The following is a 23,545-nucleotide window of genomic DNA, read 5'->3' as shown; positions in this document are numbered from 1 at the left end:
AAATAAAAAAAGGGGCGCGGCTCCGCCGCGGGTTGTGTAGAAGGGTTGCACCCCACAGGGGAAACGACTCACTATGATTTGTGCGTCGCTGGCGCTCCTTCAAATCATGTTCGCTGTGCATCGCTTCCGCTCAGGGGGGCGACAGCCCTACCGGGCTGAGGGTTGTGGATTGCCCGTAGGGCAATGCTTATAAAGTCAGCGTTACGGGATTTACTTTCAGTGTCATATGGCATGATAAGCATTCTGGTAATTAGACGCTACGCGGCTCCCCCTTATCCGGCTGCGCCGGACTTTCTCCACGGGAAAGCGTGTCACACGATTCTCAGGTCGCTTTGCTCCCTTACGAATCGTGTTCCCTTGCCACCCCATCCGGGGGACAGAACAACCTGTGCTTAAAGTAGAGTCACTTATCAACAGATAGCGTCACGGAGCTTTATTGCCCCCTACCGCAGGCGGTATAGGCATATATATGATGGCGCCGAAGGCGCCGTACCTCGCCAGCGCAGCGATACTATATAACTCCCGAGGGCGGAGCCCTCAAACCGCCTGTAAGGCGAAGCCGATCACAGGCAGAACCCTGGCAGCCCAGGGCCGAAAGGCCCGGCGGCTGGCTCAACCCTCACGCCCGTAAGGGCGTGTCAACCTTCGGGAATACTGGAAAGCACCGCCCCCGGTCCCGACCGCGCCACAGGCGCCCACTTTCACCCTCTGAACCCGGGCCACCCAGTGGCCCCATAAGGATATCATTGTTTTTCTAAAAAGGCTGTCTTTGTATCATAAAGTACCTTGACTTTTGTTGTATAAAGGTATACTATAAATTTGCTGATGCGAAATAGTGTACAAGAAATTCAAGCTTATTTATTTCTTATCTTCATACCTTAAGGAGGGCTATGATGGACGCAAGAGAAAATGCTTATGTTTTATGGTTTGATGAACTGCACAGAAAGGATGTAGCACTGGTAGGCGGGAAGTCTTCTTCCCTTGGTGAACTGACCACCTCCACTGGTGTTCCCGTTCCCTACGGATACGCTACCACAGCTCATGCATACCGCTATTTCATGGAAACCACGGGACAGAACAAGAAGATCCATGAACTGCTGCAGGATCTGAAAGACGTGGAAGATTCTGTGGAACTTCATGAAGTCTGCACCAAGATCCGTGAAAGCATCGTTTCCGCTGAAATGCCGGAAGACCTGGCTAAAGCCATCGGCGACGCTTACGAAGAACTGGCTAAAAAAGTGGACCAGGAAAACCCCTATGTGGCTGTCCGCTCTTCTGCCACTGCCGAAGACCTGCCGGATGCTTCCTTTGCAGGCCAGCAGGATACCTACCTCAATGTCACCGGCCGTGACATGGTAATCCGCAAGGTGAAGGAATGCTACGCATCTACCTTTACCGACCGTGCTGTATACTATCGCGCAAAGAAACATTTCGACCATGAAAATGTAGCCCTTTCCGCTGCTGTCCAGATGATGGCCGATTCCAAGGTAGCCGGCGTCATGTTCACCGTGAATATTGCCAACGGCGACGATTCCTGCGTCATGATCGAAGGCTCCTGGGGCCTTGGGGAATACGTGGTCCAGGGCACTGTGACACCGGATAATTTCATCGTCAACAAAGCAGACCTTACCATCAAATCCCGCATTGTGAATGAAAAGTCCATCGAACTGGTGCGTAAGCCCGGCGGCGATGTAGAAGAAAGAAAGGTGCCCGAAGAGCTGGCTAAATCCCAGGCTCTCACCGATGACCAGGTAGTGAAACTGGCAAGCTATGCCAAAGCCATTGAAAAACACTATGGCTGCTACATGGATATGGAATGGGCTGTAGACCACCAGGACCGCATCTGGATCCTCCAGGCCCGTCCGGAAACTGTATGGTCCAAGAAGAATAAAGAAAAGAAAGCTGGAAATGGAGAAGTGAAAATGACAACTGATCACAAGGTACTGGTTAAAGGTCTTCCTGCAAGCCCGGGAATGGCAGCAGGCAAATGCCACGTAATTACAGATCCGAAAGATATTGATGAATTCCAGGAAGGCGAAGTCCTTGTTACCACCATGACCTCCCCGGACTGGGTACCGGCCATGAAGAAGGCTGTTGCCATTGTAACCGATGCCGGCGGCATGACCTGCCATGCTTCCATCGTTTCCCGTGAACTGGGCATCCCCTGCGTTGTAGGCACCAAGAGCCGCAGCGTGGAAGCCACCAAGGTACTGAAATCCGGTCAGGACATCACCATTGATGCCCAGAACGGCGTAGTCTATGAAGGCATTGTAGAAGACCTGGTAAAGAAGGACGAACCGAAACAGGCAGCCGGCGCAGCAGGCACCACCGTTGTGGCAGCTGAATACTTCGCACCCACCGGCACCGGCGTCATGATGAACCTGGGCGATCCGGACCTGGCTGATAAATACGCAAGCCTCCCCTGCGATGGCATCGGCCTTATGCGTGAAGAATTCATCTGGACCACCTTCATCCATGAACATCCGCTCTACCTCATCGAACAGGGCAAACCGGAAAAAGTCATCGACATGCTGGCCGAAGGCATTTCCAAAGTATGCCGTGCCCTGGCTCCGCGGCCCGTGGTACTCCGCTTCTCCGACTTCAAGTCCGGCGAATACAGAAACCTCAAAGGCGGCGACAAATACGAACCGGTAGAACCGGCTGACCTCCTGGGTTGGAGAGGCGCATCCCGCTACTACGATCCCAAGTACACCGCTGCTTTCCGTCTTGAACTGAAAGCTGTCAAGAAAGTCCGTGAAGAATACGGCCTGAAAAACCTGAACTGCATGATCCCCTTCTGCCGCACCGTAGCAGAAGCAGCCAAAGTCACTGCCATCATGAAAGAAGAAGGACTGGAAAGAGGTCCGGACTTCAAACTCTTCCTCATGGCTGAAATCCCGTCCAACATCATTCTGGCTGACCAGTTCAACCAGTATATCGACGGCTACTCCATCGGCTCCAACGACCTGACCATGCTCATTCTGGGCTGCGACAGAAACAACGACACCGTGTCCGCCCTCTTTGATGAAAGAAATCTGGCCATCAAGAGAGCTGTCCGCCACCTCATCGCCACCGCCCACAAAGACGGCAAGACCGTTTCCATCTGCGGCCAGGCACCTTCCGTATATCCTGATTTCACCGAATTCCTGGTAAAGAGCGGCATCGACTACGTGTCCGTCAACCCGGATATGGTGAAGGCCACCAAGAGAAATGTGGCCCGCATTGAACAGAGACTCATGCTGGACGCTGCTACCGGAAGAGGTCTGAAAGAAGTAGAAGACTACAACTGGTAATCAGGCCAGATTCCGCAGCCTGACGAATATGACGAATATTCTGTAAGCCGGGGCTGCTCTGCAGCCCCGGTTTCTTACTACAGCGAAAAGAAAGGAGTCAACATGCAGCTCACCAGCCGCCAGAAAGAAATTACCCGCATTGTGCGGGAAAACGGCCCCATCACCGGTGAAATGATTGCAGAACGGCTTCACGTGACCAGAAGCGCCCTTCGCGGCGACCTGGCAGTCCTTCTCTCGGGAGAAGTGATTGCTGCCAGACGCCGTCTGGGCTACTACTACCTTGGCGGCGGAGAGGACCCTGCAGCCGCAGAAATCCGCTCCTGCACCGCCGAAGCCTGTATGTCCCGCCCCGTCCTGGTGAATGCCGATTCCAATGCCTACGATGCCGCTGTCCTTCTTTTCACCGAAGACATAGGCACCCTCTTCGTAGGAAAAGAAGACGATGTACTGGGCGTGGTATCCCGGAAGGACCTTTTGAAATCGGCCATGGGCCGGGAAGACCTGGCCAAAGTGCCCATTTCCATGGTCATGACATCCCGCTCCAAAATGATTTACGCAGAGCCCGACGAAGACATGGTTTCCATTGCACAGAAACTCATCGATTATGAAATCGACTGCCTGCCCGTAGGCACCTTCAGAGATGTGGAGGGAGAAAGGAAATTCCAGCTGAAAGGCCGGATTTCCAAAACCAATATTACCCGCCTTTTCCTGGAACTGGGAAAAGGCAGAAGATAAGGAGGCTAAGCCCTTGAATAAAATACCGGAAGTCTATGTGGTTTCTGATTCCCTGGGCGATACGGCAGAAAGCGTGGCCAAAGCCACCATCAGCCAGTTTGATGAAGACATAGACATTGTGCGGGTCCCCTTCATCCGCCATGCGGAACAGATACAGAAAGTCATAGAAGAAGCAGCCCAGCATCATGCCGTGGTCTGCCACACCCTGGTGAGTCCGGAACTCCGCCAGACCTTTGAAAAAATGGCAGAAGCCAAAAACGTACGGTATGTGGATATCCTGGGACCCATGATGGACATGGTGGGATCCATTTCCAGCACCAAGCCCAGAATGAAACCGGGCATTATCCATAAACTGGATGAAGAATACTTCCGCAAAGTGGAAGCCATCGAATTTGCGGTAAAATACGACGACGGCAAAAACCCAGCCGGCTTCTCCAAGGCCGATGTGGTTTTGATCGGCGTGTCCCGTACCTCCAAGACACCGCTGTCCATGTACATGGCCCACAAGAAATACAAAGTAGCCAACCTTCCCCTGGTACCGGAAGTGCCGCTGCCAGAAGAAATCTTCCACATTCCGCCTTACCGTATTATCGGCCTCATCATCGACCCCTACAAACTCAATACCATCCGGAGCGAACGAATGAAAGCCCTGGGCTTCTCCGGCACTGCCAACTACACCGACATTGCCCGCATAGAAGATGAACTCTCCTACGCCAAGGAAGTCATGCGCCAGCTCCACTGCATGGTCATCGACGTATCCAACAAGGCCATCGAAGAAACGGCCAGCCGCATTATGGCCATCGTCCAGAGAAACAAAGAACTCTACGGCGATAAATACTGACAGGGAAAAGACTGCAGAGACAGAAAACTCTGCAGCCTTTTTGCGCCCGTGCTTTGCTGAAAAGGGGGCAGCGGCTAATCACCAGAATGCTTATCATGCCATATGACGTAGAAAGCCAAATCCGTAACGCTGACTTCTTAGGGACACGCCCTTTTGGGGCGTGAGGGTTCAGGCGCCTTTCGGCGCGGTGCTTTCCAGTATTCCCGAAGGTTGACACGCCCTTACGGGCGTGAGGGTTGAGCCAGCCGCCGGGCCTTTGGCCCTGGGCTGCCAGGGTTCTGCCTGTGATCGGCTTCGCCTTACAGGCGGGTTGAGGGCTCTCGCCCTCGGGAGTTATATAGTATCGCTGCGCTGGCGAAGTACGGCGCCTTCGGCGCCATCATATATATGCCTATACCGCCTGCAGCAGGGGGAACAATAAAGCTCCGTGACGCTATCTTTTGATAATTGACTCTACTTTAAGCACAGGTTGTTCTGCCCCCTGAATAGGGGTGGCAAGGGAACACGATTCGTAAGGAAGCGAAGCGACCTGAGAATCGTGTGACACGCTTTCCCGTGGAGAAGTCCGGCGAAGCCGGATAGGGGGAGGCGAGCGCAGCGAGCCAATCCGCAGAATTGTTTTTCATGCCATATGACACAGAAAGCCAATCCCGTAACGCTCTCGTTTCCCCTTGAGGGGAAGTCCCGCGTAGCGGGAAAGGGTGTACGAGGTAAGCGGAGAGAATAGATACTCTATGCTGACGTGACCGCCGCAGGCGGCTTATAAAACTCATTGCCCGTTAGGGCAATCCACTCCCCTCAGCGCCGTAGGCGCTGTTGCCCCCTGAGCGAAGCGATGCAACCCTTCTACACAACCCGCGGCGAAGCCGCGCCCCTTTTTTAAAATCTGCGCCCGAAGGGCGCCACCACCACCCTCTGAACCTTTTGAACCCTTTGAACCCTCGCGCCGAAGGCGCGTCCACAAAACCTACTGGCAAAAGCGGCCCAGATATGATATCATGATAAAGTAATTGATGCGGGTGTAGTTCATCGGTAGAACGCCAGCTTCCCAAGCTGGACAGGAGGGTTCGACTCCCTTCATCCGCTCCAGAAGATCAGAGAACTGTGAAGAAAGAAGATCCTTTCCTCACAGTCTTTTTTTGTTCTAAAGGATGCCATCCTGACCGGGACAGACGTGTATGCAGAAAAGATTGTTATCCTATTTACAATAATTATCTCAAGTAATATAATATCGTAAACAGCCAATTGATTGGCTGCAGGAAAGGAGTAGATAGAAATGAAAAAAATTACCATGGCTCTCGCAGCTGCAGGAATCGCATTGTCCTGCATTTCCATGGGCGTACAGGCCGCTGACGGCACTGCCGCCGGAGATCCGGGAAGAGACTGGCGCATTGCCCTTTATAACGCTGAAAAGAAAGGCCAGCCTGATCAGAACCAGGACATCCACCTCTCGGCCCAGCAGAAGGCAGATGTGGAATCCAATAAGGATGCTGTGCAGAAAGCCGATGTAAATGACGTGCACCAGCAGGGCAGAGATTGGAGAATTGCCCTGAAGAACGCTGGTAAATGATTTTTCCGTGATTTTAAAACCCTGACTGAGAAAATGCCGGACTTAGGTCCGGCATTTTTTCGCAGTTTATGCGGCTTGTTTCCCTTTTTTTAAAAGTGTATAATGGAACCGTAATAGGAAGGTATTCTGGTTTTTAATGAAAGGCCGGTATGATGATGTGTAGAATCAGGTGGATTGTGAAATCACTGAGCTTACCCGTTATGATGGCCGGCCTTTTGCTGACCTTTGGCCTGGACTGCTTTCTTTATATCAATCACCAGCAGAAGGATGGGGAAGTCTATACGCCCTATGCCATCCATCGACTGGAGGGCATAGACGGCATGGTGAAATGGTGGGATGTGGTAACCAAGATTATGGCTTCCAAGCTGGAGGCCGATCCGGCAGGCTACCTGGTCCATCCCCAGGAACCAGCCATGGTGATGGCCATGAATCCCATGATCCGAAGCATCCAGATTCTGCCGGAAAAGGGAGAACCGGTGGTGTTTACGGCGGAAGATACGAGAAAGATGGATTTTCCCCGCTTCCTGGAAGGCCCGCTGAAGAAGGCTGCGGACACGGCGCGCACGGAACACCGGCTGGTGCTGGTGGACTCTCTGGACCTGGGACTTCCCTATAAAATGATGGCCTTTCTGCGCCCTGTGTACCGTCATGACGAGAATGGCAACGAATCCTTCTGGGGCTATATTATACTGGCCGTAGAGCAGCGCCGGGTCATGAGCACTGCCAATATTTCCAATCTGGGCGCCCAGAAGCTGGACTTCAGCCTCTATCACCGCTATGGCTGGGAAGATACTCCGCATCTGGTGAAGGAGCGGGGCATGACGGAACAGGGGAATCCCCATGCGGAAAGAATCATTGCCGGAGATCTGTGGTCCATTGTGCTGCGGCCCCAGGGAGGCAGCATTAACTGGCTGCTTCTCTTCTTCGCCACCATATCAGGTTTTTCCCTGACCACCCTCATTGCCTTCCTTCTCAGGAAAAATGGGGCGCTGAAAAAGGCCAATGGTGACCTGAAGCGGAGTGGCGGCAGGGATCCTTTGACCGGCGTGTTTAACCGCAAAGGCGGCGACGAGGCGGTGGCGGACTATATGAAGGCCCATGCCGGCCAGAAAGCGATGGTGCTGGCGCTGGATATCGATAACTTCAAGCTGGTGAACGATGTGTACGGACACAGCGTAGGCGACGAAGCCCTGAAAACGCTGGTCCGGGATATGAGGGAAACCTTCGGCGAAGAATCCATCATCACCCGAAATGGCGGCGATGAATTCATTCTTTTCCGCCCCTACGAGGACTTCAGCTCCGTTACCAGAGCCATGGATGATTTTACCCAGACTCCCCATACCTTCATGGCCGGGAAGAGGGAAGTGAAATTTTATGCCTCCCTGGGCTGCGCCGCCTATCCAGAACAGGGCGATTCCTACGGTAATCTCTGTATTCGCGCCGACTATGCCCTTTACGGCGCCAAGCTCAATGGCAAGGCCGGCTGGCGCCAGTTTGACAGCTCCATTACGGTTACTGACAAACGGTCCCAGTTCAGCTTCAACCTTACCGATGTGGCCGACCATCTCCCCGGCGGCATTCTGGTGATGAAGGCCACGAAAAAAGGAGAAATCCTCTTTGCCAACAAGGTGATGGTGGACCTTCTGGAATGTGACGACTACGAAGACTTCACGAAATACACCGGCGGCACCTTCTTCTCTGTGGTCCATCCAGATGACAGAGATCCCATGAAAAAAGAATTCCACCGCCAGCTCGCCAGGACGGATAATCCGGGACATATTGACTTCCTTTCCTTCCGCATGGTGACGAAAAAAGGCCATATCATCGAAGTGGATGATGCGGCCAGAAAGTTCAGGAATCCTTTCTATGGAGACCTCTACTATGTATACCTTTACGCCAGACAGGACCGGCTGAAAATCACGGGGAAAAAATAGGGGGCTCCTAAGCGGTTGATGGGGCTGTGAAGAAATACATGAATGACACAGATACGACTCCGCCCGTCATTTCGACGGCGGGAGCGGAGATACTTTACTCCTCCAATGATAAAAATGATGACTCGCACCTCGTCATTTCGACCGAAGCGGAGCGGAGAGGAGAAATCTCACGCCCCCATGGTACAGGGTGCATGGCGGCAGGAGTTCTCTCGGCTCAGAGTCTCGAGAGCCCGGATCTTTCCCCCATACCGGCAGGTTCCTCCGCTCGGGATGACCAATGGACCTGCATCTTGCCATCAGAAAATCGTTATGGACAAAGGGCTGTGAAGAAATGATTTGCATGTCTTCACGGTCTTTTTTTGGTGGGAGAAATTCCATGGGGCTGCGAAATGATGGCACACCACGGAAGTTTCCTGCCCATCCCGTCACATCCATGCCTTTGGGGCATAAATTTCTTTAAAAACAAGGTATTGGATAGGAAGAAGGCCTTTTCCTATAATAAGGAGAAAGGGTAAAAGTACTACTCTGGAATAAAAGGGTTGTGAATTGAAACAGGAGGTTTACTATGTGGAAAAAAGCAGTCATGGGAGTGGCAGTGGCAGCAGCGGCCCTGACAATGAGCGCCTGCGGCGGCGCCTCTCAGGGGAGCGGCAGCTCATCAGGAACGGCCGTGCCCCAGGGAAAGTCCATTGTGGTGTACTATTCCGCCAGCGGCCATACGAAGCAGGCGGCGGAAACCATTGCCAAAGAGACAGGCAGTGATCTCTTTGCCATTACGCCGAAGGTGCCTTATACGGAAGCGGATCTGGACTACAATAACAGCAGCAGCCGGGTGTCCATGGAGCATAAGGACAGCTCCATCCGTCCGGAATATACGGGCGATGCAGCCAACTGGGATGATTACCGGGTAGTATATCTGGGATATCCCATTTGGTGGGGTGAGGCGCCGGCCATTGTGTATACTTTCACGGAACATCACAGCTTTGAAGGCAAAACAGTGATTCCCTTTGCCACCTCCTACAGCAGTCCTCTGGGAGACAGTGGGGAAAACCTTGCCCGGGCCGCCAAAACGGGTACCTGGCTTCCCGGCGAATGTTTCACCGGCGGCGGGAAAACCGATGATGTGCTCAGGTGGATTCATTCGTTGAAGAAATAAATAAGAAAGGACACATCGCATGAACAAGGAAGAAATCAGAAAAGCACTGGAAGGAAAAGGCGCCGTCATGGAAATAGGAAGCCCCAACGACGGGTATGCCCGCTTTTTCACCGGCAGAAGCTGGCTGGCCAGCCTGTCTGAAGACAAAGATATTCCCGTGTACAACGTGACCTTTGAAAACGGCGCCCACACCCACTGGCACATCCATCACGGTACCAGCCAGGTGCTGATTGTGGTATCGGGGAAGGGGTACCTGCAGTATGAAGGGCAGGCGCCCCGGGAACTTCATCCCGGCGACGTGGTGACCATCCCGCCGGAAGTTAAACACTGGCACGGCGCCGCTCCGGGCTGTCATTTCCAGCACATTTCCCTTTCCAGGGATGGAGAAGGGGTATCCAATGAATGGCTTGAGCCGGTGGACGAAAAAGGATTTGAGAAATTATGAAATGGAATAGGAAAAAGGTACTTTCTGCTTTCATTGCTGCCATCATGGTCATGGCCGGCATGGAGGTTTCTGCAGAAGCGACGAAAGGAGAACCTATGACAAAGAAAATCGTACAGACCGCAGGCAGGGACGTGCTGGGACAGACGGCTCCCGACTTTGCCCGCTACAATGATGACATTCTCTTCGGAGAAGTATGGAACAAGCAGGATGCACTGTCTGTGAAGCAGCGCTGCCTGATTACGGTCATATCCCTGGTGAGCCAGGGCATCACCGATTCTTCCCTCAAGTACCACATCCAGAATGCCAAAAACAATGGCGTCACCCTGAAAGAAATGGCGGACACCCTGACCCAGGTGGCCTTCTACGCCGGCTGGCCCAAAGCCTGGGCCGCTTTTCGACTGGTGAAGGAAGTCTATGAAGTGCCATAAACCATGATTCCCGGGCGCCGGGACAGGCGTCAAATCATGATTTGCAAAAAGGAGACAGTTTCTTACTCCTTCATGGTTCCGTGATTGTGATGATATAATAAAGGCGTCGGCGAAGAGCCGGCGCCTTATGTATATGATGGCAAAGGGGGAAGGACAATGAAGAAAATGGATATGCTCCATGGCTCCATCGCAGACAAAACCTGGTCCTTTGCGCTGCTGCTGGCTATGACAGGCATCTGCCAGCAGCTTTTTAATGCAGCGGATATCCTCATTATGGGCCGCTTTGTAGGAAAAAGCGCCATGGCCGCTGTGGGGAGCAATGGGCCTGTGGTGGGTATCATCGTGACTCTCTTCATCGGCATCTCCCTTGGCGCCAATGTGGTGATTTCCCAGCTTACCGGCCGAAAGGACCGGCAGGGCGTGACTAGGGCCGTACATACCGCCATCCTTTCTTCCCTCATGGGCGGCCTTATCATGATGGCAGTGGGGGAAATGGCCGCATCGCCCCTGATGGCCCTTCTTTCCGTACCGGAAGAAGTGCGGCCCCTGTCCCTCCGCTACCTGCGCATTATATTCCTGGCCCTGCCGGGTATACTGATGTACAACTTCACCTCCGCCATTTTCAGGAGCCAGGGAGACACCAGGACTCCCTTCCTGTGCCTTTTCATTTCCGGCATGGTGAAGGTGGCATCCAGCCTGTTCTTCGTCCTGGGCATGGGCATGGATGCAGACGGCGCAGCGGCGTCCACTGTGTGCTCCACCCTTCTGAGCAGTTTCATGCTCCTTGCCCTTCTGTCCCATACCTCCCTTTCTGTCCACCTGTCCCTGAAGGAAGCGGCTTTCGACTGGTCCATGCTGAAGAAAATCCTCTCCGTAGGCATGCCTGCCGGCGTCCAGGGCGCCGTTTTCAGCCTTTCCAACATTGTCATCCAGTCTGCCATCAACAGCCTGGGCACAGAAGTGATGGCCGCCTCGGCAGCAGCCTTCAATCTGGAAATCATTGCCTACTACGTCATCAATGCCTTCGGACAGGCCTGCACCACCTTCACCGGCCAGAACTACGGCGCCGGGCTCCTCTCCCGCTGCCGGAAAATCTTTCGCATCACCTTCCTCCAGGGCCTCTGCGCCATGGCGGCGGTGTGCGGCCTCATTCTTTTCCTGGGCAGGCCCCTCCTTTCCATTTTCAGCACCGACAGGGGCGTCATTGACTTGGGCTATATCCGGCTGGCCTATATTCTGGGTGCCGAAGTGCTGGACCTTATCATCGAAATGGTATCCGGCTTCCTCCGGGGCTTTGGGAAATCCCTGGGGCCTGCCATCATGGTGACCATCATCATCTGCGGCTCCCGCATTCTCTATGTGGCCACCTTCTTCCAGTGGAGCCCCAGCTTCCATACCCTCATGGCTGTCTACCCTGTAAGCTGGCTGCTCACGGACCTGGGCATGGGAGCTGTCCTCTTCTACTACAGGAAACTCTACATGGCAGAAGATAGGAAAATAGAAATATAGAGACCCTCCCTGCCTTCATAGGGTATAATACATAAAAAGGAGGATACTGCTATGGAAATGGAACATCGACCTATGCGAAGGAAAGACAGACTGGTGACAGAAGAAGGAGAGATACGACGCATTCTGGATGCCTGCGGCATTGTGCACCTGGGACTTTATGACGAAGGACGGATTTACGTGGTGCCGGTGAATTATTCCTATACCTATGAGGGAGGGAAACTGTCCCTCTTCTTCCACGGCGCCACGGCCGGACTGAAAAGGGAACTCATAGAAAAGGACGGCCGCGCCGGTTTTGAAATGGATACGGGAGAAAAGGTCATTCCCCATGACACAAATCCCGCCCTCTATACCAATGCCTACATGAGCATCATCGGCAGCGGCCATATTTCCATCATCCAAGGGAAGGAAGAAAAGAAAGAAATCCTCACATCCTTCATGAAGCAGATTTCAGGAAAAGACTGGACCATCACCGACGGTATGCTGAAGGGCTGTGAAGTGTACCGGCTGGAGGCCGACGAATTCCAGGCCAAGCGGAACTGCCCTGGGAAAAGACAGTGATGGGAGAATAGAGCAAAGAAAAAGAGCGCCCTTCAAAGGGCGCTCTTTTTTATGGCGCCTTCCCTTCTTTTTGCACTCTCGATTACCATTTATTTTTTTTCAAGATTTCCCGGACCTTAAGTGGTATAATAAAAATGTGTGAGTATGTGTAAAAGCGATTCACCTATATAGATTTCTTAACATTTCCCGTGATTCATCACCAAGGAGGCAGATGGAGTGGAAACGAAACGTGATTTTATTTGGAAAATGGGCGGCCAGCAGGGGCAGGGCGTAGAGTCCTGCGGCGAAATCCTGGGCCGTGTGCTGGCACAGGAAGGATATTCCCTTTTCAGCCAGCGCCTTTTTGCATCCCGTATTAAAGGCGGTCATACAACCATTGCTCTTCGCATTGCCACAAAGGAAGTGGCTACCATTGGCGAGCATGTAGACTGTCTGGTAGCCCTGGACCAGGAGACTATTGATCTCCACGGCAAAGAAGTGCCGGAAGGGGGCGTCATCATTGCCGACGATGCTTTCCATCCGAAATTTGAAGCTCACAGCGGCCGCATCATGCTGGCTCTTCCTATTACGGAACTGGCCAAAAAGTACGGCAGCCTGCAGATGAAGAATATTGCAGCCCTGGGCATGAGCGCCGGTGTGCTGGGATTCCCGGAAAACCCCTTCTACGGTTTCATTGCAGACCGCTTTGCCAAGAAGGGCGAAGACATCATTACGAAGAACAAGGAAATCTTCAAGGAAGGCTATGATACCGCCATTGCTGCCATGCACGGCGTAGAACTGGGCAAGCTAGCTACTCCGCCGAAAAAAGACCAGCTCTACCTTCTGGGCAACGAAGCTGCTGCGCTGGGCGCTATTTCTGCCGGATCCCGCTTCATGGCGTCCTACCCCATTACCCCCGCTTCTGAAATCATGGAATACATGATTAAAGTGGTTCATAAAATCCATGGCACCGTGGTACAGACAGAAGACGAACTGTCTTCCTGCATGATGGCCATGGGTGCCGGTTATGCCGGTGTCCGTGCCTTCACAGCCACCTCCGGCCCCGGGCTCTCCCTCATGGCGGAATCCATTTCCATGGCAGCCATGGCAGAAATCCCGGTAGTCATCATCGACGTCATGCGTGCCGGCCCATCCACCGGCATGGCCACCAAGGTAGAACAGAGCGACATCCGCTATGCCATTGCCTCGGGCCACGGCGATGCTGAAAAAATCGTGCTGGCTGCTTCCTCCATTGAAGACTGCTACTACATTACCCAGGAAGCCTTCAACCTGGCTGAAGAATTCCAGACCCCTGTCATCGTACTCTCGGACCTGCAGTTCGGCATGTGCAAACAGTCCGTACCGGCCTTTGACCTGAACCGCGTAGGGATCAACCGCGGCAAACTTCTCACCGAAGGGCTGCCGGAACTGGATACAAAGAAGAAAGCCTACTTCCACCGCTTTGAAGACAGCGAAGACGGCATTTCCCCAAGAACCATTCCTGGCGTGAAGAACGGCATGTTCCTTTCCACCGGCCTGGAACACAACGTATTCGGCAAGCCTGCTGAAGGCCAGGCCGACCGCGTCATGGAAATGGAAAAACGGCACCGGAAATTTGCAGCCGTTCCCCAGGCAGTGAAACCCTTCTATGTGACCCATGAAGACACAGACACCGACCTTCTCCTCATCGGCATTACCTCCACCAATGGAGCCCTGGAAGAAGCAGTAGAAGAACTGGAAGCAGAAGGAAAGAAAGTGAACCACCTCCAGCTCCGTCTTCTTTCTCCATTCCCCACCGAAGCCCTCCGTCCCTATGTGGAAGGCGCAAAGAAAGTTCTCATCGTAGAAGAAGACCTGACAGCCCAGCTCCGTGAACTCTTTGCCATTCACTTCGACTGTCATGACAAACTGCTGTCCCTTCTCCAGTACGACGGCACACCCTTTACCACTTCTACCATTGTGAACAAAGCCAAGGAGGTTTTCTGATTATGGCTTCACCGAGAGACTATAAAAATACCATCGTACCAAACTGGTGCCCCGGCTGCGGCGACTACGGCATCCAGAATGCCATTTCCGCCGTGTGCGCTAAAAAAGGCTGGGCCAATGAAGAAATCACCCTGATTTCCGGCATCGGCTGCTCCTCCCGTATCGGCGGCTACCAGTACTGCTACGGCGCCCACACCACCCACGGCAGGGCCCTTCCCTTCGCCCAGGGCATCAAATGCGCCAACAAAGACACCCACCTCATCGTATGCTCCGGCGACGGCGACTCCTACGCCATCGGCCTCGGCCATGCCATGCATGCCATGAAGAGAAATATGGACATTACCTACCTGGTCTTCGACAACCAGGTCTACGGACTCACCAAAGGCCAGACTTCACCGGCTTCCTCCAAAGGCTTCGTCACCAAAACCACGCCGGACGGAAACCCCCTGACCCCGCTGGCCGTACCGGCCATGGCCATTGCCGCCGGCGCCACCTTCGTGGCCCAGGCCTATGCCATTGACGGCAGAAACCTGGTGGACATCATCGAAAAAGCAGTGGACCACAAAGGATTCTCCTATGTGAACATCTTCACCCCCTGCGTCACCTTCAACCATATGAACACCGTCCAGTGGTACAACGAACACCTGAAAAAGATTTCCGATGTCCGTGAAACCTACGACCCCTCCAGCAAAGCCGAAGCCTTCCACCTTCTGGCGGAAACAGACAGCCTTGTCACCGGCGTCATTTATGAAGAAAAAGAAGGCGTCCCCTTCGGAGACATCGTTCCCTCCAAAGACGTACGGCTCATCGACCACGTAGAAAAGCCTTCCGAAGCACTCTTCGAAGACCTCTGCAAAGAATTCAGATAATCTCCATTGCCTGGCCCCGGGCCAAGCCTTTCTGGAGACATTTCAACGGCGGCTGGGCCGCCAAAAAGGAGCAGGACTATTATGGCATCTGATCGAATGATGGAATATTACTACTCCATGGGGCAGGACTGCCTTCATATGGGGGATATGGATGAGGCAGTCACATACTTCAGGAAAGCAGCCAATATGGGTGCCAGGGAAGCAGCCTATGAAATCTTCGTCCTGGGCCGCCAATGGGAAAAAGGCGACGGCCTGGACAAAGACGAAAGCAAAGCAGAAAACTGCTACAAAATCAGCGTGGACTACGGCATCGAAGAAGCAGGCCTGGCGCTGGGCAAACTCTACCTCCGCGGCATTAACGGCAACAAACCGAATCCCCGGAAGGCCAGGAGAATGCTGGAGCACTGCTCCGACGAAGGCAGCGCCGAAGCCGCCTCCCTTCTGGGCAAAATCTACGACGAAGGCATTATGGGTAAAGTCAACCAGGACAAAGCCTTCCGCTACTACCTTCTGGCAGCAGAAAGAGGCGATACCAGCGCCATGCTCATGACCGGCATGTTCTATGCCCAGGGCAGCAGCACCCAGAAAGACCTGGCCGCTGCCGAAATGTGGATACGGAAAGGCCGGGACGAAGGAAATCCTGACGGAGACATGACCCTCCGGGGCTTTCTTTCCGTAGCCTGCGGCGAATACATTACCGGCGCCGCCGGCAGCGTGGACCCCGCCAAAGCCTGGCACATGGCAGAAGAGGCAGAAGCCCTGGGCGATAAAGAAGCCTTCCTCCGCCTGGGCCTTGCCTTCACGCACAGCGGCACCAAAGACCATGCCGCGAAAGCCTTCGAATGCTACAAACGGGCTGCCAGAAACAGCATCCCTGCTGCCTGGGCCGCCCTGGGCCTCTGCTACGAAGCAGGCATCGGCGTAGAGGAGGACATTGAGGAAGCGGTGAAACTCTATCAGAAAGCCGCAGAAAAAGGCGACCCCTTCGCCATGGCCCACTACGGCTATGCCCTGGCCAACGGGGAAGGCATAGAAAAAGACGAAAAAGCCGCTATGAGCTGGCTCATCAAAGCCGCCATGAAAGGCGACATGGGTGCCATCCATATTCTCAAAGAAGACTACAACTACGAACTCCGATAAACAGGAACAAAAAAGACCGGCCAGAGCCGGTCTTTTTTGTATGTCTTTATTCAGGTCAATAACAGTAAGCAGCTCCCCTCATGGCCATCCCGAGCGGAGGGACGCGCCGGCATGGGGGCAGACAGGAACCGCTCCGATGATGCTCTGAGTCCGGAGATCTCCTGCCACTATGCGGCCCGCCGTCACCGTCATCTCGAGCGGGGCTGCGTGCCGGTATAGGGGCAGACGAGAATCGCTCCGATGATACTCTGAGCCGAGAGATCTCCTGCCTCAATGCTTCATGTACCATTGGGAAGTGAGATTTCTCCACTCTGTGGAGACTCTGCATAGAGTCTCCAAGTCAGCCGAAGTTGGCCTCTAGCCTGCACAATAAGAGGCTTTCCTATTGGCGGCTGACCGGCTTTCGTCGAAATGACGGAGGTGGGGGCAGCGTTTTTATAATCTGCGCCCCCTAAAGGGGAAACGACTCACTACATTTTGCGCGTCGCTAGCGCTCCTTCAAAATGTGTTCGCTGTGCACCGAAGGGCGCCACTACAACCCTTTGAACCCTCTGAACCTTATGAACCCTCTGAACCCTCACACCGAAGGTGTGTCCACTGGTGCCCGCTGCCATGGTCATCTGCATCGGGCCCGCCAAAGGGGCCCCATTACTTCCTGTCGAAGAACTTCACCATATCCTGGGGGATATCTTTCTTCCGCAGTATGGCCGGCAGGTCGCCCTGGTCCAGATACGTTCCTTTTTCAGAAAGAAGGGTATCCATGTAGGAGGCCGCCGCCAGCTTGTCCTCCTTATCCTTCACATCGGCCTTCAGCTGTTCCACGTGGCTCCGAAGGAGCGCCTCCCGCTGCGGGCGGGTGGCCGGACCCTGGAGGTAGAGGGAGAGGAAATGGCTGATTTCCTGAATGGACATATCCACATTCCGGAAGAACTGGATGAGCCGGAGCAGGGCGATGTCCCGGTCTGTGAAGATACGGACGCCGCCTACGCTCCTTCTTACAAACTGCAGCAGTCCCTTCTTGTCATAAAAGCGGAGCGTGGTGGCCGGAATGCCGGTGATGTCCACCACGTCCTTCATAGTATATAAACGCTCTGCCATAAGATTACCTCGATCATCATTTTCTTACAAAAAAACTGTGGCAGAGATACCGCATGACGCAGTCCCCTCCTCCAACAGTGACCTAAGTATAGCCCATAGAGCTTAGAACTTGTCAATAGTACATCGGGGGGGGTAGACGTATATATTATTTATGAAATTTTCGTATAAAAGTGTAGCACTTTAGCTGCGGACTCAGCAGAATGAGATAAAATTTTTTTATATTGACCGAGAGCCATTTTTTATATCCAGCAGGAAATACGGAAAAACAGGGGAAAAACGGATACCTAGAGTGAGGTACATAAAGGCATACCTCAGAGCGGAGTCCGGTTATTGCGGCATTTTTTCAGAAATGGTACCGTAGATACAGCCACGGAAGAGCGGCCCCTCTTCCATGGTGGAAGGATAGTAAGAGAAAAAAGCAGGCAGAGGAAACACGGTCACTCGCGCAGACGCTTTTCATCTGAACTCCTGAACAACAAAAGGGCTCGGTTTTCTCTATTGTTTATTTCAAAGGAGCGAAGAACTATGAAAAAGATTCTCGCAATCGCAGCTGCTGCTGCACTGACTGCTGGCGTTTCCGCTTTCGCAGCAAATCCATTCTCCGATGTTTCCACTGATGACTGGGCTTACCAGGCTGTATCCGACCTCTCCGACCAGGGCGTTGTAGAAGGCTATCCGGATGGCACCTTCAAAGGTGAAAGAAACATTACCCGTTATGAACTGGCTCAGATCATTGCCCGCCTCATGGCAAAAGAAGACCAGCTGAACGCTGAACAGCGTGCAACCCTTGACAAACTGGCTGGCGAATACGCTGACGAACTGGCAAACCTGGGCGTTCGCGTTTCCAACCTGGAAAAGAAAGTGGGCAACATTTACTGGTCCGGCGATGCTCGTATGCGTTACCAGGATAAAGCTCGTGATTCTGACAACTGGGATGGCCGTTTCAGAATCCATGCAAAGGGCCAGGTTAATGACAGCACCTATGCTTTTGCAACACTGGACAGCACCATGAAGTTCAAAGGCAATGACACCAACCAGACCAAAGCAACTCGTCTGTTTGTAAATCATAACTTTGGTAAGGACGTAGCAGTTACTCTTGGTCGTCAGGGTGTGCTGTTCGGCAATCAGGGCGGCTGGCTCTATGGTGACTACAGCGGTTATGATGGAGCACAGGCTGCTTACAACAATGGAAAATTCAATGCAACCGTAGGCTTCGGTCAGTTCAATTCCACTGTTGACGCTGTTGAAGACTTCAATAACTCTGATGCACTGTTTGCAAAAGCTGGCTATAACTTCGGCTTCGCAAAACTGGGCGCTGACTATATTAAGTTCGAAAACAACAATAATAAGCTGAAAGATGAACTCTATGGAGTAAATCTGACTATTCCGGTTCAGCAGTTCAATGTTTTCGGTGAATACTGGAAGAACACAACCACCGCTTCTGATTATGACACTGCTTGGAATGCAGGCCTCTCCTATGGCAAAGCTAACTGGAAGAAACCGGGCACCTGGGATCTCTCCGTTGCATACAACGATGTAGATAAAGGTCTGTACTTCGGTGGTACTGGCCTTCAGACCGACGTTCTTGGCTATCTGACTGATAAGAATTACCAGGCACAGAATGTAACATTCTGGAATGCTATTGCTAACGTAACCCTCCAGAAGAACGTACAGCTCCATGCTGAATACGCATTCGATGTAGATACCGAAAAGGCAACTGACGACAAGACTAATGACGCTTGGACCGTTTCCCTGAACTACAAATTCTAATTTCTGAAAAGAAAAGAGAATATAGTTTCATAAACAAAGAAGAAGCTCTCGAAAGAGAGCTTCTTTTTTTATGCCTTTATTTAGGTTCCATGACAGTAAGGAACCGCCCCATGGTCATCTCGAGCGGGGCTGCGTGTCGGTATGGGGCAGATGGAAAACGCTCCGATGATACTCTGAGCCGAGAGATTTCCTGCCTCCATGCTTCATGTACCATGGGAGAAAGGAGATTTCTCCACTCCGCTCCGCTTCGGTCGAAATGACGAGAGGGGCGCTCGCCAACATCGTCATCTCGAGCGGAGATGCATGTCGGTATGGGGCAGATGGAAAACGCTCCCATGATACTCTGAGCCGAGAGATCTCCCGCTGTAATGCTGCTCGTACCATCAAAAGGGGGAGATTTCTCCACTCCGCAACGCTTCGATCGAAATGACGGGAGGGGCGCTCGCCAACATCGTCATCTCGAGCGGGGCCGCGTGCCGGTATGGGAGACAGACGGGAACCGCTCCGATGATACTCTGAGCCGAGAGATCTCCTGCCGTAATGCCGCCCGTACCATCAGAGGAAGGAGATTTCTCCACTCCGCTTCGCTTCGGTCGAAATGACGGGAGGGGCGCTCGCCAGCATCGTCATCTCGAGCGGAGGTACGTGCCGGTATGGGAGACAGACGGGGATCAATCCGATGATACTCTGAGTCGAGAGATCTCCCCCCGTAATGCTGCCCGTACCATCAGAGAAAGGAGATTTCTCCACTCCGCAACGCTTTCGTCGAAATGACGGAGGGCGTTAGCCGCGCCCCCTCTGAACCCTTTGAACCTTATGAAAGAAAGGCGAAGCACGTAACGCTGACTTTATACTCATCGCCCAAGAGGGCGATACCACAACCCTCGCGCCAGAGGCGCGTCAAACTTAAGCCCCTTAAGAACCTTCGGGCCCTTCAGGCCCGTCAACCTTCCTTTCTGTACCCTGCCACGCAGTGGCTCCGAAATCCTGCTAATCCGTTTCTGATTCTTCGGACAGCAGAAAATCCAGAAGGTTCCTGTGTATGATACCCTGCTGTGAGAGATCCATGGTGTCCATGGTAATGAGGTACTTGGGATAGTTGTCATCCACTTTCAGGAGCGGTGCGATTTCTCTGGACAGTACCTTTTCATCCAGGGCGCTGAGGGATACCTGGATATATTTCTTCTGCAGGGTTTTGGTGATGATGAAATCGATTTCCAATGCGTCGATCCGGCCTGTGGATACTTCCCAGCCTCTTCGTTTCAGTTCAAGAAAAACAATGTTTTCTATGATGTGGCCCAGGTTGCCGGTGCGGTATCCGATAAGCCGGTTCCGAAGGCCCATGTCGGCCACATAGTATTTTCCATTGGTGGTGAGTCTCTGTTTTCCGCGGATGTCATAGCGTTCACATTGATAGAGCACGAAAGCATTCACCATTTGCTGGAGGTAGCTGTCAATGGTATCGGGAGAAACGGAGGAACCCTGGGACTTCAGGGTTCGGGCGATGGAGTTGGCGGAAAGGGGATTTCCTATGTTTTCCATGACGAATTTGGCGACTTTCAGGAAAACCCCTTCGTTTCGTATTTTACCCCGGAGGATGATGTCTCTGGCAAAAATGGAATCAAAGAGGCCGCTGTTAATGCTTTCGATGATTTCTTCATTGTTGGAAAGGGCGGCAGCAGGAAAGGAACCGATGCGGAGGTACTCGTTGAACGCCCGGTCCCTCTGCTGCGGTGGATAGCCTTTAAATGACATGAATTCGGAAAAGCTTAAGGGATACACTTTGATTTCTATATATCGGCCGGTGATATAGGTCACATATTCGCCGGAAAAAAGGCGGGAGTTGGAGCCGGTGACGTAAATGTCCAAAGGCAGGGAGGCCCGAAGCTCATTCACCGTTTTTGCCCAGGCAGGCAGTTCCTGTACTTCATCCATGAGGAGATAGTAAGGCCCCTGGCCCGTGACCCGTTCTTTGACATACCGCTGGAGAGTGCCGCTGTCCTCCAGAGGAAGACTGTCGATCTTCTCATAGCTGATTTCGATGATGTGGTCAGCAGGCACATGACTGGCCAGCAGATGGTCTTTAAACATGCGGAGCAGAGTAGATTTTCCGGAGCGCCGTATGCCGGTGATGATTTTGATGAAATCGCAGCCCTGCGCTTGAATCATCCTCTGCAGGTAAAATGGACGTGGAATCATAGGAACCTCCTTTATAGTACTTTTTCTCCCAGTATACAGGGAATTTTCCAGAAAATCAAAAAAAATTCCGATTAGTAATCGGAATTTTTGGAAAATATAGGATTTTTCAGGATATGGAAGTGGAAATTAGGGGGGAGGAATGAACCATTGCGTCCCCATCTAAGGGAAGAGGGACGACTATGTGCCTTCAACTTGTCTTCCCCTACTTGCAGGTGGCAAGTGAACTTGGCTCGTAGGGGAGCGGTAGCACCTGAAACCAAGTGAGATGCTTTCCATCGTGGCGGATGGGGGGATCACGATAGTGGTGGAAGGGGTTGGTACATGGAGAGATGAGACATAAATGCTGCAAGCTCTCTCAGCGCTTTCCCCCTTTGGTGCCTGACGGCACCACCTTCCCCCGCTAAAGCGGGGGGGACAATAAATGTAGAGAACCCTCTGAACCCGGAGGGCGCGGAGCGTCCCCTTATGTATCCAGTTTCCTTTCTCCCCGTTTCACGGCGAACCGTTTCAGGTTCTGCCCTGTTTCTTTCATGAGGGCTTCCACAGAGGGAAGGCCTGTTTCTTCCAGTGCTTTCCGGACGATGTATTCGCAGGCCCTGGCATCGTCCAAGGCCTGGTGGTGGTTGAAGGAAAAGCCCAGGTTTTCTGCCACCGTGTTCAGCTTGTGGTTTTCCATGTCCTTCCACAGCTTCCGGGACAGTACCACTGTGTCGCCGTAGCGGAAGTGGATGTCCGGCAGGTGGTAGAAGTCCAGGGCCGAAGCCAGGACCCCCATATCGAAGCGGGCGTTGTGGGCAAAGACGATGGTGCCTTCCAGCCGTTTGGCGATTTCATCCCAGAAGAAGGGGAATGGTTCTTCTTCTGCCACGTCTTCGGGATGGATGCCGTTCACTTTCATGCAGCCTGCGTCAAATTTCAAGGTCATGGGACGGATGAGGTGGTACCATTCGTCTATGACTTCTTTTCCGTTGCTCACTACGATGCCCAAAGAGCAGGCATTGGCAGGGCCCCAGTAAGCGGTTTCAAAGTCCAGGGCTGCGTATTTGAGCGGTTTGTTTTCAGATGGAAGCGGTGAATTCATGGGTACCTGCTTCCAGCCAGCCTACTTCCACAGAGCGGTCGAAGGCTGATTTCATGCGGCGGGCCAGTTCGTTCCTGGCTGCGGCCACTTTATTGCGGTTCGGCGCGAATCCGGTGATGAGGATGAGGATATTTTCCGTGTTTTCTCCTACCTGTGCGGCAGTGCCGTCCTCGCAGTACCAGTGGTGAAGGGCTGTCTGGCCGCCAAGGGAAACCACCCATTCTCCTTCCTGCTGGTGCACCAGGAGAGGGGTCTTCCGGTCGCCCATGTCGAAGGCGTGGATGTCTACATGGAACTTCAGCATGCCGCCCCGCACCATGTCCATCACCGGATTCATGCGGGGAAGGACGTCGGAGCCTGCCAGCTCGTCCAGGCTGGCCGCTTTGGGCTGGGACAGAATTTCGTAGTGGTCATCGGCTTTGGCTTCCTCTGCTTCTTCCAGACCCAGTTCTTTTTTGTATTCCCGGAAAAGGGTGTCCAGGGCGGTGCTGCGGCCGGTGATGCCCAGATGGGTGAGGGCGTCCTGGTAGCGCTGCAGCTCTTTTTCTGCCATGGATGGGTTCATTTTGAGGAGCAGGTTGGCTTCCGTGCAGCAGCGGCGCCGGAAGGCTTCCGCTTCCAGGTTCACGCCCCGGTTGTCCAGGGCCCGGACGGCCAGGATGCCTACGCACAGGCCGGGAATGGTATCAAATAAATGGTCATCGTAAATTACTTTCATGCTGTAAAACCTCCGTTTCATACAAATTTATTATATCATATGATAGTGAGCTGGTGAGCTGGTGAGCTGGTGAGCTAGTGGGCTGGTGGGTTACCGTCTGTCTTCTATCTTCTTTCCGCCGACCGGTATTTACCAGCCTTTGAGACATTATCGGCAGGCACCGAGATTCTTCGCTGCGCTCAGAATGACGATGCCCGGCGGACAGCGGATAGCGCCCATATATATGTATAATAATA

The 23,545-nt window shown here is 53.1% G+C and carries 18 protein-coding genes and 1 tRNA gene; 15 read left to right on the top strand and 4 right to left on the bottom strand.

The window, feature by feature from the left end; genetic code table 11:
* The first annotated feature begins 890 nt into the window (after positions 1–890).
* From ppsA to NW747_RS02195, 14 genes are all read left to right on the top strand, one after another.
* Positions 891–3,293, top strand: a complete 2,403-nt coding sequence (ppsA, locus tag NW747_RS02260; protein WP_198004148.1) for a phosphoenolpyruvate synthase — start codon at positions 891–893, stop codon at positions 3,291–3,293.
* Positions 3,294–3,395: 102 nt separating this feature from the next.
* A complete protein-coding gene (locus tag NW747_RS02255; protein WP_008859781.1) occupies positions 3,396–4,028 on the top strand; it encodes a helix-turn-helix transcriptional regulator in 633 nt (210 codons plus the stop codon).
* Positions 4,029–4,041: 13 nt separating this feature from the next.
* Entirely contained in the window at positions 4,042–4,869 is an 828-nt protein-coding gene (locus tag NW747_RS02250) for a pyruvate, water dikinase regulatory protein (protein ID WP_008859782.1), read from the top strand.
* Between the two features lie 1,015 nt (positions 4,870–5,884).
* Positions 5,885–5,958, top strand: a tRNA-Gly gene (locus tag NW747_RS02245).
* 187 nt (positions 5,959–6,145) lie between these two features.
* Positions 6,146–6,439 (top strand): hypothetical protein, encoded by a 294-nt coding sequence (locus NW747_RS02240; RefSeq protein ID WP_273097040.1) that lies wholly within the window; start codon positions 6,146–6,148, stop codon positions 6,437–6,439.
* A gap of 176 nt (positions 6,440–6,615) precedes the next feature.
* Entirely contained in the window at positions 6,616–8,373 is a 1,758-nt protein-coding gene (locus NW747_RS02235; protein ID WP_273187834.1) for a sensor domain-containing diguanylate cyclase, read from the top strand.
* A 565-nt stretch (positions 8,374–8,938) separates the two neighbouring features.
* Positions 8,939–9,529, top strand: a complete 591-nt coding sequence (locus NW747_RS02230) for a flavodoxin (RefSeq protein ID WP_273187833.1) — start codon at positions 8,939–8,941, stop codon at positions 9,527–9,529.
* A 19-nt stretch (positions 9,530–9,548) separates the two neighbouring features.
* Positions 9,549–9,974: a cupin domain-containing protein gene (locus NW747_RS02225; protein WP_273187832.1), complete on the top strand. Its 426-nt coding sequence runs from the start codon at positions 9,549–9,551 to the stop codon at positions 9,972–9,974.
* Positions 9,971–10,402: a carboxymuconolactone decarboxylase family protein gene (locus NW747_RS02220; RefSeq protein WP_273187831.1), complete on the top strand. Its 432-nt coding sequence runs from the start codon at positions 9,971–9,973 to the stop codon at positions 10,400–10,402. Before NW747_RS02225 ends, NW747_RS02220 begins: the two co-directional genes overlap by 4 nt.
* 156 nt (positions 10,403–10,558) lie before the next feature.
* On the top strand, positions 10,559–11,911 hold the full coding sequence (locus NW747_RS02215) for an MATE family efflux transporter (protein WP_273187830.1): 1,353 nt from the start codon (positions 10,559–10,561) through the stop codon (positions 11,909–11,911).
* A 51-nt stretch (positions 11,912–11,962) separates the two neighbouring features.
* Positions 11,963–12,469: a pyridoxamine 5'-phosphate oxidase family protein gene (locus NW747_RS02210; RefSeq protein WP_273187829.1), complete on the top strand. Its 507-nt coding sequence runs from the start codon at positions 11,963–11,965 to the stop codon at positions 12,467–12,469.
* Positions 12,470–12,685: 216 nt separating this feature from the next.
* Entirely contained in the window at positions 12,686–14,434 is a 1,749-nt protein-coding gene (locus tag NW747_RS02205; protein ID WP_273187828.1) for a 2-oxoacid:acceptor oxidoreductase subunit alpha, read from the top strand.
* Between the two features lie 2 nt (positions 14,435–14,436).
* Positions 14,437–15,303, top strand: a complete 867-nt coding sequence (locus NW747_RS02200; RefSeq protein ID WP_008859793.1) for a 2-oxoacid:ferredoxin oxidoreductase subunit beta — start codon at positions 14,437–14,439, stop codon at positions 15,301–15,303.
* An 81-nt stretch (positions 15,304–15,384) separates the two neighbouring features.
* Positions 15,385–16,443: a tetratricopeptide repeat protein gene (locus tag NW747_RS02195; RefSeq protein ID WP_273187827.1), complete on the top strand. Its 1,059-nt coding sequence runs from the start codon at positions 15,385–15,387 to the stop codon at positions 16,441–16,443.
* A 648-nt stretch (positions 16,444–17,091) separates the two neighbouring features.
* On the opposite strand, the gene NW747_RS02190 is transcribed toward NW747_RS02195, so the two are convergent.
* Positions 17,092–17,541: a MerR family transcriptional regulator gene (locus NW747_RS02190; protein ID WP_273187826.1), complete on the bottom strand. Its 450-nt coding sequence runs from the start codon at positions 17,539–17,541 to the stop codon at positions 17,092–17,094.
* 525 nt (positions 17,542–18,066) lie between these two features.
* Between NW747_RS02190 and NW747_RS02185 the strand changes: the two genes are divergently transcribed.
* Positions 18,067–19,311 (top strand): porin, encoded by a 1,245-nt coding sequence (locus NW747_RS02185; RefSeq protein ID WP_273187825.1) that lies wholly within the window; start codon positions 18,067–18,069, stop codon positions 19,309–19,311.
* Between the two features lie 990 nt (positions 19,312–20,301).
* Here NW747_RS02185 and NW747_RS02180 read toward each other — a convergent pair.
* The 3 genes from NW747_RS02180 to NW747_RS02170 form a co-directional block, all read right to left on the bottom strand.
* Positions 20,302–21,510 (bottom strand): ATP-binding protein, encoded by a 1,209-nt coding sequence (locus NW747_RS02180; RefSeq protein ID WP_273187824.1) that lies wholly within the window; start codon positions 21,508–21,510, stop codon positions 20,302–20,304.
* 463 nt (positions 21,511–21,973) lie between these two features.
* Positions 21,974–22,591, bottom strand: coding sequence for a 3'-5' exonuclease (locus tag NW747_RS02175; RefSeq protein ID WP_273187823.1), 618 nt, complete (start codon positions 22,589–22,591; stop codon positions 21,974–21,976).
* Positions 22,569–23,309, bottom strand: a complete 741-nt coding sequence (locus NW747_RS02170; RefSeq protein WP_273187822.1) for a hypothetical protein — start codon at positions 23,307–23,309, stop codon at positions 22,569–22,571. The genes NW747_RS02175 and NW747_RS02170 overlap by 23 nt, the downstream gene beginning before the upstream one ends.
* Between the last annotated feature and the right edge of the window lie 236 nt (positions 23,310–23,545).

Origin of the sequence: Dialister succinatiphilus, assembly GCF_928721695.1 — a bacterium.
In the GTDB taxonomy this organism is placed as follows: Bacteria; Bacillota; Negativicutes; order Veillonellales; family Dialisteraceae; genus Dialister; species Dialister succinatiphilus.
The sequence above is the reverse complement of the archived record's forward strand: the minus strand, read 5'-3'. Positions and strand labels throughout refer to the sequence as shown.

Coding starts and splice junctions, on each gene's coding strand:
- NW747_RS02210 (WP_273187829.1), top strand. CDS start 11,963: ATGGAAATGGAACATCGACCTATGCGAAGGAAAGACAGACTGGTGACA.
- NW747_RS02255 (WP_008859781.1), top strand. CDS start 3,396: ATGCAGCTCACCAGCCGCCAGAAAGAAATTACCCGCATTGTGCGGGAA.
- NW747_RS02170 (WP_273187822.1), bottom strand. CDS start 23,309: ATGAAAGTAATTTACGATGACCATTTATTTGATACCATTCCCGGCCTG.
- NW747_RS02240 (WP_273097040.1), top strand. CDS start 6,146: ATGAAAAAAATTACCATGGCTCTCGCAGCTGCAGGAATCGCATTGTCC.
- NW747_RS02200 (WP_008859793.1), top strand. CDS start 14,437: ATGGCTTCACCGAGAGACTATAAAAATACCATCGTACCAAACTGGTGC.
- NW747_RS02190 (WP_273187826.1), bottom strand. CDS start 17,541: ATGGCAGAGCGTTTATATACTATGAAGGACGTGGTGGACATCACCGGC.
- NW747_RS02185 (WP_273187825.1), top strand. CDS start 18,067: ATGAAAAAGATTCTCGCAATCGCAGCTGCTGCTGCACTGACTGCTGGC.
- NW747_RS02195 (WP_273187827.1), top strand. CDS start 15,385: ATGGCATCTGATCGAATGATGGAATATTACTACTCCATGGGGCAGGAC.
- NW747_RS02215 (WP_273187830.1), top strand. CDS start 10,559: ATGAAGAAAATGGATATGCTCCATGGCTCCATCGCAGACAAAACCTGG.
- NW747_RS02180 (WP_273187824.1), bottom strand. CDS start 21,510: ATGATTCCACGTCCATTTTACCTGCAGAGGATGATTCAAGCGCAGGGC.
- ppsA (WP_198004148.1), top strand. CDS start 891: ATGATGGACGCAAGAGAAAATGCTTATGTTTTATGGTTTGATGAACTG.
- NW747_RS02175 (WP_273187823.1), bottom strand. CDS start 22,591: ATGAATTCACCGCTTCCATCTGAAAACAAACCGCTCAAATACGCAGCC.
- NW747_RS02225 (WP_273187832.1), top strand. CDS start 9,549: ATGAACAAGGAAGAAATCAGAAAAGCACTGGAAGGAAAAGGCGCCGTC.
- NW747_RS02220 (WP_273187831.1), top strand. CDS start 9,971: ATGAAATGGAATAGGAAAAAGGTACTTTCTGCTTTCATTGCTGCCATC.
- NW747_RS02230 (WP_273187833.1), top strand. CDS start 8,939: ATGTGGAAAAAAGCAGTCATGGGAGTGGCAGTGGCAGCAGCGGCCCTG.